Source organism: Desulfocastanea catecholica (assembly GCF_054657295.1).
Map to the genome: position 1 here is coordinate 23,045 of NZ_BAAHYZ010000031.1, position 12,827 is coordinate 35,871.

Annotated in this window: 10 protein-coding genes; 9 read left to right on the forward strand and 1 reads right to left on the reverse strand. The window is 47.3% G+C overall.

Annotated features, from left to right (window positions below):
- The first annotated feature begins 19 nt into the window (after positions 1-19).
- The 7 genes from ACYQ8U_RS19870 to ACYQ8U_RS19900 all read left to right on the forward strand — a co-directional run bounded on the left by ACYQ8U_RS19870 (position 20) and on the right by ACYQ8U_RS19900 (position 9,334).
- Positions 20-1,990, forward strand: a complete 1,971-nt coding sequence (locus ACYQ8U_RS19870) for an aldehyde ferredoxin oxidoreductase N-terminal domain-containing protein (RefSeq protein WP_459947310.1) — start codon at positions 20-22, stop codon at positions 1,988-1,990.
- Positions 1,991-1,995: 5 nt separating this feature from the next.
- Complete coding sequence (locus ACYQ8U_RS19875) at positions 1,996-2,553, forward strand: 4Fe-4S dicluster domain-containing protein (protein WP_459947311.1); 558 nt, start codon at positions 1,996-1,998, stop codon at positions 2,551-2,553.
- Positions 2,554-2,605: 52 nt separating this feature from the next.
- The gene (locus tag ACYQ8U_RS19880) at positions 2,606-5,695 is read left to right on the forward strand and encodes an FAD-dependent oxidoreductase (RefSeq protein WP_459947312.1); all 3,090 of its coding nucleotides are present in this window, start codon (positions 2,606-2,608) and stop codon (positions 5,693-5,695) included.
- A 14-nt stretch (positions 5,696-5,709) separates the two neighbouring features.
- Entirely contained in the window at positions 5,710-6,540 is an 831-nt protein-coding gene (locus ACYQ8U_RS19885; RefSeq protein ID WP_459947313.1) for a hydrogenase iron-sulfur subunit, read from the forward strand.
- A gap of 3 nt (positions 6,541-6,543) precedes the next feature.
- Positions 6,544-7,101, forward strand: coding sequence for a 4Fe-4S dicluster domain-containing protein (locus tag ACYQ8U_RS19890; protein ID WP_459947314.1), 558 nt, complete (start codon positions 6,544-6,546; stop codon positions 7,099-7,101).
- Complete coding sequence (locus ACYQ8U_RS19895) at positions 7,098-7,973, forward strand: CoB--CoM heterodisulfide reductase iron-sulfur subunit B family protein (RefSeq protein WP_459947315.1); 876 nt, start codon at positions 7,098-7,100, stop codon at positions 7,971-7,973. Before ACYQ8U_RS19890 ends, ACYQ8U_RS19895 begins: the two co-directional genes overlap by 4 nt.
- Positions 7,974-8,104: 131 nt before the next feature.
- Entirely contained in the window at positions 8,105-9,334 is a 1,230-nt protein-coding gene (locus tag ACYQ8U_RS19900) for an ISAzo13 family transposase (protein WP_459947316.1), read from the forward strand.
- A gap of 275 nt (positions 9,335-9,609) precedes the next feature.
- Here the strand turns inward: ACYQ8U_RS19900 and ACYQ8U_RS19905 are convergent, their stop codons facing one another.
- Entirely contained in the window at positions 9,610-10,032 is a 423-nt protein-coding gene (locus tag ACYQ8U_RS19905) for an acyl-CoA thioesterase (RefSeq protein ID WP_459947317.1), read from the reverse strand.
- Between the two features lie 280 nt (positions 10,033-10,312).
- Here ACYQ8U_RS19905 and ACYQ8U_RS19910 point away from each other — a divergent pair, with 280 nt between their 5' ends.
- Positions 10,313-12,070, forward strand: a complete 1,758-nt coding sequence (locus ACYQ8U_RS19910; RefSeq protein WP_459947318.1) for an adenine deaminase C-terminal domain-containing protein — start codon at positions 10,313-10,315, stop codon at positions 12,068-12,070.
- Positions 12,071-12,422: 352 nt separating this feature from the next.
- Positions 12,423-12,827, forward strand: a 405-nt coding sequence (locus tag ACYQ8U_RS19915; protein WP_459947319.1) for a hypothetical protein, incomplete at its 3' end; no start/stop codon positions are given.

The window sequence follows — 12,827 nt, forward strand, 5'->3', positions numbered from 1 at the left end:
ATCATAGAAGGGATTTAAAATGAGATACGGAGAGACAGGAGCACGTCTGGAGATCGATCTATCTCGGGGAAATATTGAAAAGATCGATACCGATCCAAGAGACACAGAACTTTACCTAGGAGGACAGGGAACTGCGGCAAAAATACTGTGGGAAAGAGTGCCGCCGGAAACGGATCCATTTTCTCCTGACAACCTGCTGATATTCACCGCGGGCTTGTTGCACGCCACCCCGGTTCCCGGAGCTAACAGGGTGGCGGTGAACACATTTACTCCCCAGACCAATTTGATGTCCCACTCACTGATGGGCGGCTTTTTCGGGCCGGAGATGAAGCATGCCGGTTATGATCAAATCGTCATCCGCGGCAAAGCAAAAGATCTGGTCTACCTGTATATCAACAATGACAAGGTTGAAATCAGGGATGCCACCCACCTTGCGGGCAGAGGTGCCACGGAAACCGGTGATCTATTGAAAAAAGAACTGCACGACGACAAAGTCCAGGTGGCAGCCATCGGCCTGGCCGGGGAAAACAGGGTATGGATGGCTTCGATCGATCATGGACATTCCAGTGCCGCCAGGGGTGTTGGTGTGATCATGGGAGATAAACGGCTGAAGGCCATTGCAGTCAGGGGGACTAAAGATATCAACATTGCCCAGCCGGTTGAACTTTTTGAAAAGTGCATGGCAATGCACAAAAAAATTGGCGAAAGCGACGGCTGCGGCGACTGGATGGCCTATGACGAAGATGACAGTTTTCACCACAATCATTTTGCCTGGGGCAACGCCCGTACCCGGCGGAAAAATTTCTGGAGCGAAGAACTGCAGGATCGGTGGACCAAGCTGAAATATGACAATATGAGCCGTCAGACCAGCTGCTATAACTGTTCTAAAAATTGTCGAAACGTCATTAAATATAAAGATGGCAAACGGTTTGGTTACAAGTGTTACGGAAAAGACACCTACCACATGGCAGCCTTCAAGGAGCTGGATTTTAGTTTTGAGATTCTTGGGGTTGCCCAGGAATACGGCTTTGATTCCTACTCTACCCCCCAGGCCCTGGCCTTTGCGGTTGAACTCTATGAAGCTGGTATCCTCACCGATAAAGACATGCCCGACTTTCCTAAGGACAGCGGGGAGCGGATGTGGTACCTGCTGGAAAAAACCGTTCGCCGTGAAGGGATCGGGGATTTTCTCGCCGATGGTGTATCCAGGGCGGCCGAAAGGATCGGCAACGGTGCCGAAGCCTATGATCACAACACCACCAAAAAATTTGAGCAGCTTCCTATCAAACTGGGCAAGGTCAACATGGCATACTTTCTCATGATCGCCACTGGGGAAAAAATGAGCATCACCCAGATAGAAGGGTCTTTTCCCCAGGATCCCATGCGGACCATGGAAGAGAGGCAGAAATTTGTCAACAAGTGGACCTCGCCACCGGATGACCGGTTCAAAAAATATTTCCTCGAATGGGAAAAAAGAAATGAGATGTCTGATCAGGCGTTCTGCGACATTGTCGACTGGAACGAGGCCATGCACTATATCGATGACTCCACCGGGCTCTGTGGATTCGTATCCTCCTTTAGGGGGCAGTTTGGCGGCGATGTCGCCTACAATATCCACAACATTCCTGAAATGATCGAGTTATCTACCGGAATTCCCATGGACAAGGAAAAGCTGTGGAGGGTGTTTGAACGGATCAGGACCCTTGTCCGGGCTATAAATGCCAGACGTGGCCTGAGAAGAAAAGACGAACGTCCGCCAGAAGACCACTGGGCGATCAGGGATGAGGAGATGGAACAGAAGCTGCTCAGCAAGTACTACATGTTCAAGGGGTTTAACAGGGAAGGAATCCCCACAGAGGAGAGGCTTGAAGAACTGGGCCTGGACTTTGTCGCCAAAGACCTGATTGAAAGATGCGTATTACGAGAAGAGGACAATTTTACCGAACAAGAACTGGCTGAAGCACCGGAGAATAATATACTCAGGGGGTGATCGCTGTGAATAGTGACCGAAAGAAAAGAGTGATCAAAGAGATAAAAGTGGACATAAGCAAATGCACGGGATGCCGGTCCTGTGAACTGGCATGTTCCGCATATCATGCCATGCCGAAATACAGCAGCATTAATCCGGCCAGGGCCAGGATCAGGTTATACATGGATGAAATCAGGGACCAGTATATCCCGATCCGCGCCGGCAGTTACACCCAGGCGGAATGCGCCGGCAGAAACCAGTACGTGATTGGCGGAGAGGAATATTCTGTATGTGCTTTCTGCCCGGCATCCTGCCCGTCAAGGGACTATTTCAAAGATCCGGATTCCGGGCTTCCTTTAAAATGCGACATGTGTGAAGGTATTCCTCCGCTCGAAGAACCGATGTGTGTTCAGGCATGTAAATTTGATGCTCTGACATATTATGAGAGAGAAGAGGAATATTACCATGAAGGGGATCAGGAGACTGCCGATCCTGGCGAACTGAAAACTGCTTTTGACGAATTGGTCAAAAAACATGGGCTGAAAACGGTAATGCAGTCCTTTTCGCAACTGTCAAAGCGGTAAAACAGCATATCCGGATAATACAAACACATTTGGCGATAACGGGATATAAGATATGGAAAACAGTAAGGTCGGAGATGTAATGGTCGTTGGCGGAGGGATAAGCGGTGTTCAGGCTTCACTTGATCTCGCAAGAGCCGGTTTTAAAGTCTTTCTTGTGGACAAGGCACCTGCCATCGGCGGGCATATGGCCCAGCTTGACAAGACATTCCCGACCAACGACTGCTCCATTTGAATACTTGGGCCCAAACTGGTCGAGGTCGACCGGCAAATGAACATCGATGTTCTTACCTATACCAGTGTTGAAAGGATAGAGGGAGAATCGGGCAATTTCAATGTTACGCTGACAAAAAAGCCCAGGTATATCATTGAAGACAAATGCACTGGATGTACCACCTGCGTGGAATATTGCCCTGTCTCGTATCCTGACAAATTCAATCAGGATATATCAGTGAATAAGGCTGTTCATATATACTATTCACAGGCAGTACCTCTGGTAGCGTATATTGATGAAAGCTGTCTTTATCTGAAAGAAGAGAAATGTCAAATTTGTAAAAATGTTTGCAAGAATGGAGCCATAGATTTCTCCCAGGCTGATGAAAAAATTGAGATAAACGTAGGCGCTATAATACTGGCGCCGGGATTTGAGCCTTTCTCGCCTGGGCGCAATGATCAATACGGTTATGGAAGGAGAAGGAACGTTGTCACCAGTATGGATTATGAGCGGCTGATGTGCGCAACCGGTCCATATGAAGGAAAAATTCTCCGTGCTTCAGACATGAAGCATCCGCACAATATTGCCTGGATTCAATGTATAGGTTCCAGACAGGCCCCCAAAAAACTGGAGGGCGGTAACAGCTATTGTTCTGCGGTTTGCTGCGCCTACACCCAGAAGCAGGTGATTTTAACCAAGGATCATGATCCTGATGTCAAGTGTACGGTATTTCATAATGATATCCGTGCATTCGGCAAGGACTTTGAGAGTTTTTACCAGAAAGCTGATAAGCTTTCTGATGTACGCTTTCTTAGAAGCTATGTATCAGTAGTAAAAGAAGATCCTGCAACAGGCAATATAACCATTAGATATAATGCAACTAATGGAACTGTAGAGGAAGAAGAGTTTGATATGGTGGTACTATCAGTCGGCCTTAATCCACCGGTTAACCATGCTGAGTTGGCAGATACGTTTGGGATCGAACTCAATGAACATGGCTTCTGTAAAACTCTTCCCGCCAATCCGATGCAAACGACCAGGCCCGGAGTCTTTGTCAGCGGTGCATTTCAGGGACCGATAGATATTCCGGAATCTGTTTTTACCGCCAGCGCGGCAGGTTCGCAATGCGGAGAGCTCCTTCATTCCCGGCGTGGTGTACTTTCTGCGGAAAGAGTCTATCCTCTTGAGACGGATGTCACAGGTGAAGAACCGAGAATAGGTGTATTTGTATGTCATTGTGGTGCGAATATAAGCCGTGTGGTTGATGTGCCGTCAGCAGTGGAACACGCCCTCACTCTTCCACATGTCGTATATGCCAAGGAGCAACTCTTTTCATGTGCTACCAATTCCGCCAAGGAAATTACCGAAACGATAAAGGAGAAAGGGCTTAACCGCGTAGTTCTTGCCGCCTGTTCTCCAAGGACGCTTGAAGTATTGTTCAGGGACACAGTACGAGAAGGTGGAATGAACCAGTATTATTTTGAGTTTGCCAATATTCGTGAGCATTGCTCCTGGGTTCATACAAAGGAAAAGGACGAGGCTACGAAGAAAGCCTTTGACCTGATAAGTATGTCTGTTGCACGGGCTGCGCTGCTTGAGCCGCTGCAGGAATTCAATTTACCTGTAAATAAGAATGCGCTTGTCATTGGCGGTGGTGTGGCAGGTATGACCAGTGCACTGACCATGGCAAAACAGGGACACAAAGTTTATTTACTGGAAAAGGAAAAAGAACTTGGGGGAATCGCTCGGAGAATTCATACAACGTTGGAAGGAATGGATGTTCAGAAGTATGTAAAGGATTTAACCGAGCAAATATATCAGAATCAGTCAATCCTCGTATATCACAATGCTGAAATTGAAGATGCGACAGGATATATAGGCAACTTTGTCACCACAGTTAAATCCGAAAAAGGAGTAACTGAAATACAACATGGAACTGTGACAGTTGCCACTGGCGTTGATGTATATGAGCCGACCGAATACCTTTATGGAAAAGACAAAAGGGTAATGACCCACCTGGAACTGGAGGAAAAGATTGCTGCTAAGGATGAGCAAGTAATACATGCACAGACCTTAGTCATGATCCAATGTGTCGGCTGCCGCAGCCAAGAGAGAAATTACTGTTCACGCACATGCTGCAACGAGTCCATAAAGAATGCGCTTGCCCTGAAGGAATTACATCCTGAGAAGAATATTTATATTCTTTACAGGGACTTAAGAACTTACGGTTATGCAGAAGATTATTACAGAAAAGCAAGAGGTAAAAAGATCAGGTTTATCCGCTATGAACCTGACGATGGGCCTGTAGTAGAAAATATTTCAGAGAAAGGCAAAAACGTTTTAAGGATCAGTGTAACAGATCAGACCTTACATAGAAAAGTTTCTGTAGATGCAGATACGCTCGCTTTAGCAGCAGCTGCTATTCCGTCTTCGCAGACAAAGAAAATTGCCAGGTTATTCGGACTTTCTCTGAGTTCTGACGGATTCTTCAAGGAGGCTCATGTGAAGTTAAAGCCTGTTGAATTTGCTGCTGACGGTGTTTTTCTTTGCGGGAGTGCGCATTATCCCAAGATGTTATCTGAAACTATCAGTCAGGCTTACGGAGCAGCGGGCCGCGCATTGACGGTACTTTCGCAGGATACTATTGTCGCTTCCGGATCGGTTTGTGACATAAACGAAGCGAAATGTATCGGCTGCGGCGCCTGTGTTACAGCCTGTACTTACGGGGCAATCAAGTTACGGGAGTCAAAGAAGATCGGTAAAGCTGCGATTGTTCCTGTTCTCTGCAAAGGATGCGGCCTGTGCAATGCCAAGTGTCCAACAGCAGCCATACAGTTGAAGCATTTTACAGATCAGGAAATAATTTCTCAAATTGACGTGTTTTCTGCAGAGAAAGAGAGTGAGGAACACCTGATACAGTTGGTACCTTAAAAAGGAGATATTGCATGAGTACAGGCACAAATTTCAGGCCGAAAGTACTTGGTTTCGTGTGCCACTGGTGAGCATACGGCGCGGCCGATTTAGCTGGAGTTTCCAGACTACAATACACAACTGACATAAGGCTTATCCGCGTTATGTGTTCCGGCAGGGTAGACCCGGAGTTTATTTTCCGCGCCTTATCTAATGGAATGGATGGGGTTTTTATAGGTGGTTGCTTACTCAATGAATGCAATTATACCACCCATGGCAATTACCAGGCCTTGAACATGACACTTTTGTGCAAGAAGATAATAGAGCATATTGGTCTCAACCCTGACAGGTTGAGAATAGAATTTATGTCTTCAGGCGAAGGGATGGCTTTTGTTGACACAGTGAATGCTTTTGTCAGACAAATCAAGGAACTTGGTCCTATTGGCGAGACTGAAGGAATGACTGGAGACGAGCTTGCGACAAAAATTGCTGAAGTCAGAAAGTTAATTCCATACATCAAGATGACAAAAAGAGAAAAACTGGAGACCCGTCTTGAAAGTAAAGAGGACTATGCTGGATTCTATACCTCGGATGAAATTGAGGAGCTGTTTAGCGAAATAGTCTCGTATTATATTGATCCTGAAAAGTGCAAGGGATGTATGCTTTGCGCGAAGAACTGTCCTGTGGATGCGATTGAAAGCGCTAAAAAACAGGTTCATGTTATTGATCAGGAAAAGTGTATAAAGTGTGAAACGTGTTACAAGGTTTGCCCGGAGAAATTTTCAGCAGTTACCAAGATAGTATCTGCCCCTGTTCCGGAATCTGTGCCGGTTGAGGCAAGGGCAATAGCCAGAGGTGAATCATAATCGATGAAAGAACAAATATTGCACATAGACACGAATAACTTCAGTGATTCGGTAGAAGCTATTGGTGGTATTGATGTCAGCTTTTGCTACCAGTGCGGTAAATGTGCTTCAGGTTGTCCTGTTGCTTATGAAATGGACATGACACCCACCCAGCTCATGCATGCCATTCAGCTTGGACTGAAAGATGTTGTTTACGACAGCAAAACTATGTGGTTATGCGCTTCCTGTCAGACATGCAGTACGCGTTGCCCTCAGGGCGTGGACATTGCTGAAGTGATGGACTCCGTTAAGATCCTTATACAACGGGAGAAGAAAGAAGCGCAGGTACCTGATGTGCTTAAATTTAACCAAAGCTTTGTTGAAAACCTGAAGTGGTTCGGGCGTCTTTATGAGCTTGGCATGATTGGTGTACTTAAATTTCGCACACTGAAATTCACCCAGGATCTGGGCATGGGAATGGCAATGATGAAAAAGCAGAAATTCAGTTTTCTGCCGAGTTTTCATGGTTCCAGGGAAGTACGCAAAATATTCAGACGAATAAAAAAACTGGAGAAAGCATGAAATACGCATATTATCCAGGGTGCTCCCTGCATTCGACCGGACGGGAATTTGATAAATCTTTGCTGGATGTATGCAATAAACTGGGTGTTGAACTGGTTGAGCCAAAGGAGTGGGTTTGTTGTGGTTCGACAGCTGCTCATAATGTTTCCAAGCTGATGGCAACAGCGTTACCAATGACTAACCTGGCGCTTGTGGACGAAATGGGGCTTGATGAGGTCATAGTTCCCTGTGCAGAATGTTTTTCCAAGTTCAAGATTGCTCAGCATAATGTTAAAACAGACAAAAAGCTCAGGAAGGATGTCGTCAAGGCAATTCACAATGACTGCAATGATGAGACAAAGGTTCTCCATCCATTGACAATATTTGCCGAGGAACCCCTGATTTCAAGTATTCCTGCTCTTGTCAATCGCGATCTCTCAAAGCTGAAAGTAGCCTGTTATTATGGATGCCTTCTCGTCCGTCCTCCGGAAGTCACGCAATTCGATGTTGCTGAGTATCCGGAAACTATGGATAAAGTGCTGCGGGCAGCAGGAATTACTACTCTGGACTGGTCGCACAAAACTATGTGCTGCGGAGCTTCGTTTGCTGTTTCCAAGCCGGACATTGTTGTAAATCTCAGTCATAAGGTCATTGAGGCCGCAAAATCGGCCGGCGCTGATGCTATTGCTGTTGCATGCCCCATGTGTCATGCAAACCTTGATGCACGTCAGGAAGATATGGCAAAAGAATTTAGTACTCATCCGCAGATGCCTATTCTGTATTTCACGCAGCTGCTGGGTTACAGTTTTGGTGTGTCACCTGAAGAGCTATTGCTGAATAAACATCTGACAGATGCGGAAAAAGTGTTGGCGAAAGCAGCCTTGAACGCATAGCGCACGAAAACGCATTATTTTTTTAATTATGCAAAAACCATGTAGGATCGAGTAGCCTCGGAAGTAGAAACCTTAGGAACCGTTAATATATAACTGTTATACATATTGCCCTAAAGTGGTATATTGTCGTCATGACGATTATAGAAGACGACATTAAACTTATACGTATCAAATTCGAGCTGCTTGAGTGGGCCCTGGATGAACGTCTGAGACGCCTGTTCGCTGCTGCCGAGGCCTCTGCTTTAGGTCGCGGCGGTGTGACAAAAGTTGCAAAAGCTACTGGAATTTCGAGACGGGCAATTCATGTCGGTCTAACAGAACTGGCTGCCCCAAATATTCCGATTGAAAGCCAGGATAAACGGATTCGGAAAGCCGGGGCTGGCAGGAAATCGGTCATCGAGACCGAACCTGGGGTTATGTCTGCGCTGGAAAAATTGATCGAACCAACGACAAGAGGCGATCCTGAATCACCATTACGCTGGACTTGCAAAAGCTTACGTGTGTTAGCAGGAGAATTATCTCTCAGTGGATATAAGGTGAGCTATCCCAAGGTGGGAGATTTGTTGCGAGAATTGGGCTACAGCTTACAGGCAAATCGTAAAATGTTGGAAGGGACGGATCATCCGGATCGTAATACCCAGTTCGAGTTCATCAACGACCAAACCAATCAACGATTGGTGGCGGGCAATCCTGTTATTTCAGTTGATACGAAGAAGAAGGAGCTTGTCGGCGCATATAAAAACAATGGTACAACCTGGCGGCCTGAAGGGAAGCCTGAGTTAGTTAAGGTGCACGACTTCATTGACAAAGAGCTTGGACGCGCTAATCCCTATGGTGTCTACGATGTAGCCAGTAACACTGGGTGGGTCAGTGTAGGAACAGACCATGATACCGCTAGTTTTGCGGTCGAGACAATAAGACGTTGGTGGAATTCGATGGGCAAGCAACGTTATCCTGATGCCTCAGAATTGATGATTACAGCCGATGGCGGTGGCAGCAACGGTAGCAGGGTGCGACTCTGGAAATTCGAGCTTCAGCGATTGGCCAACGAGATTAACATCCCAATCTATGTCTCTCACCTGCCACCGGGCACCAGCAAGTGGAACAAAATTGAGCATCGCTTATTCTCATACATCAGTATGAATTGGCGCGGTCAGCCTTTGATTAGTCATGAAGTAATCGTTAGTCTCATTGCGGGAACTACCACAAAAACGGGATTGAAAGTCCATGCCGAACTGGATGATTCCCTATACCCGTCAGGCATAAAAATCGGTGATTCAGAGTTTGAAAAAATTCATATTACACGATATGAATTTCATGGCGAATGGAATTACAAGATAGACCCAAATCCCGACAATTAGTTACACATATTTATTAACAGCTCCTTACTCTTTTTGTTGGCAATGTTTTTACATCCAGGCAGGCTCCCCAATCGGCAACCCGCCTGGTAGAATCTTTTTTCAGCATCGACTAAATAGTTTTCTTGAGGGAAACGCCTGGCTATCTGCAGGGCAAAGGTGTTGAGCCGGTCTGGGGACCGATATTCCGCAACAAGTACGCTCGCGCGGGAGATCCAGGACTCGAACGGCTACCTAATAGAATTGAGGCAGTGGAACGACTGAAGGAACGGCGCAACTTAACCAGGCTCCAGAAAAGCTTCCATCCCGGCGCGAATGTCCGCCGGGATTTCCTGGGCAAGGACACCCTCGGATACCAGGCCGGCGGAGACCATGGTGGTTTCCACCTCGATACGCAGCTCGCCGCCGCAGGAGGCGCTGGCCGTCAATTTCACCGACTTGACTCCGATCTTGCGTACTAGCAGCCGCCAGTTGAGGAGGTCGCCGACCCGGCTCGGCTTGTGGAAAGAGACTTGAAGATTGAGCAGTGGGAAGCCCGAGTGGCGCTCGGCATGATAAGCCCCCAGGGGCACCTGCAACGCCTCGCCGAACCATTCCTCGAACAGGCGGTTGAACATCACGAGGTAGTTCGGAAAAAACACGATGCCCGCCATGTCACATTGGTCAAAGTGGACCTTGTAGGAACGTTCGAAGCTGGCCATGAGTGTTCGTCTCCCTGGTGAATTCATCAAAGTTAAAGTTTTGCCGTTTCGGTCTTAGCCCTTAGCCAGACAATAGATTGTAGCTACAATGAAGGTAAACGATATCTCTATACTTACAGTCTTGCAAGACTTTCCTCGTCCACCTATTATTTCCAGTCAAGTATCATGAAGAAAAGTGTGGGCATAAATATGTAAACATATTAAGTATACTGAGTCAGTTGGTCGGGTTTACCACTTTGTCCCATGGTTTGAGAAAAAGGAGATAATGAGGAGAGTCCCCATGAACGAAACTAAAAAACTCATTGATGTCGCCCTTGGCCGTGCCCATGGTGACCTGGCCATCGTCAATGTCCGAATCGTCAATGTATATACTGGTGAGATCCTCGACAACATGTCGGTATGTACGAGTGGTGCCCGCATAGCCTGCCTGGGCCCGGACGTCAGCCATGCCATTGGTGATAGCACGCAGGTAATCGATGGTGATGGCGCCACCCTCATTCCCGGACTGATTGACGGGCATGCTCACCTGGCCTGGCTGTTCACTGCCGACGAGTTTGTCAAATATGCAGCTCGGGGCGGGACGACGACCATTATCACCGAAACCTTGGAAGTCTATCCGGTGGCCGGTGTAGCCGGCGTGCTGGATTTCATGGCATCGTTCAGTGATCAGCCGATCAAATTCTTTGGTACCGCCCCACCGATGGTTTCCATCAGCCGGGCAGTAAGTGGGATCGATAGTGACGATCTGGAACAATTACTCAAGCAACCCGAGATCATTGGCCTTGGCGAATCCTACTGGCAATCGGTGCTTAAAGACCAGGATATTTTCTTGCCGATTTTCGAAAAAACCAGAGCCCATGGCAAGGTGCTGGAAGGTCATTCAGCCGGAGCCCGGGGTAACAGTCTCCAGGCCTATGTTAGCTGTGGAATCTCTTCCTGCCATGAGCCTATTAAAGCTAAGGAGGTGCTGGAGCGGTTGCGGCTTGGTATCTACGTGATGATCCGTGAGGGTAGCATCCGCCGGGACTTGGCTGAGATTGCGGCCCTCAAGGACATAAACATCAATACGCGACGGCTGATTCTGACCACTGACGGTATATCACCAAAGGATCTGATGGAAATAGGATACATGGAGTATCTTGTGCAAAAGGCTATCGACTGCGGCTTCGATCCGGTGACGGCCATCCAGATGGCGACCCTGAACGTGGCCGAGCACTTCGGCCTTGACGATCGCATCGGCGGCATTGCTCCGGGGAAAGTTGCGGATATGGTTTTAATCCCCGATCCCATGAACATCAAAGCCCGCTGTGTAATAAGTGACGGCCGGATCATTGCGCAAGACGGACAGCTGACGGTTTCACCCCGCCACCACATCTTTTCCCCAGCAAGCCTGGACACCATCAACATCTCTAATCCCGTCCAGCCTTCAGACTTTTCCATTAGTTATACCGGAACAGACCAGACCTTGAGCATACGGACCATTGAAATGGTCACCGACCTGGTTACCAGAGAAGTCGTTCTTGACCTGGCTGTTTCAGACGGAGAAATAATGGCCGATAGTACCAATGATATTATCAAGATTGCTGCTATCGACAGAAAAAATACACCGGGGAAAATGTTTACCGGTTTCATTAAAGGGTTTGGGATGAAAGCCGGAGCCATGGCCTCCAGTGCAGCCTGGGATACCACCTGCATCATCGTTATCGGGGCTGATGAGAGCGACATGGCCTTGGCAGTCAACCGAATCCGTGAGCTCAAGGGTGGCACGGTGGTCTGCAGAAACGGTAACATTACCGCCGAATTACTCCACCCCATCTTCGGGTTGATGACTGATATACCAATTGAGCAGCTGGCTGAGAAGATTACTGCAGTGAAACAGGCAGCCAGAGAAAATGGTGTCTGTTTTCCTGATCCAATCTTGACCATGGTCACTTTGACCGGAGCGGCGATTCCTTTCTTGCGTATTTGCGAAGAGGGTTTGGTAAATTTAAAGGACGGGCAAACAAAGGGGTTGTTTGCTCCGGCCCAAACGATTTGAACAAGTTCGGGTCGGGGTTGCCCTAGGTATAGGTATAGGCAAAACCGATCTTTTTCTGGCCGTTCAGGCAGCTTTGGTACTCCCAGGTTAACAACAAGAACTATGCCGCTAACGGCAGAGAAAATCAATAATTGAACAAAAGATCTATTGAAAGGAATTTGAAGGTTATTATACTTATCTGACTATTAACCCAGCGAGATGGGCAAATTGGCGAAGGTGGTTAATTCGAAATAAATCGTGCGCTTGCGTACTGGGGGCTCGAATCCCTCTCTCCCCGCACTAACAATAGCAAAGGCTATCTGAAATCCAACGACACATCAAAGATGTGGTTGACTAAAAGGAGCAAACATCTATGGCAACACCGCCCATTAGAACCGTACTTATGGCTACCAACCTTCAGGAGTATAACAAGGTCGCATTTGATGTAGCATCTTCAATTGCAACACATCATCAAGCCAATTTGGTACTCCTTCACGTTCTTGAAAAAATACCCAAAAATGTTGAAGCAAGGTTGAATTGGCTTTTCGGGGAGGAAGACCGAAAGAAATTCTTGGACTCGCATGTTAAAAATGTGCATAAAACATTAACTGGAAAAAACATCTCCAGTCTCGTAATACAACGCGCACTCAGTGATTATTGCAAAAAATCCGGCATGGAATGCGGCGTGGACTGGAGTCCGGCGAGAGACATACTGGTGGATGAAGGAGATGTGGTGGAGACCATACTGAGAAATGCCTATGAACTCAAGGCCAGTATG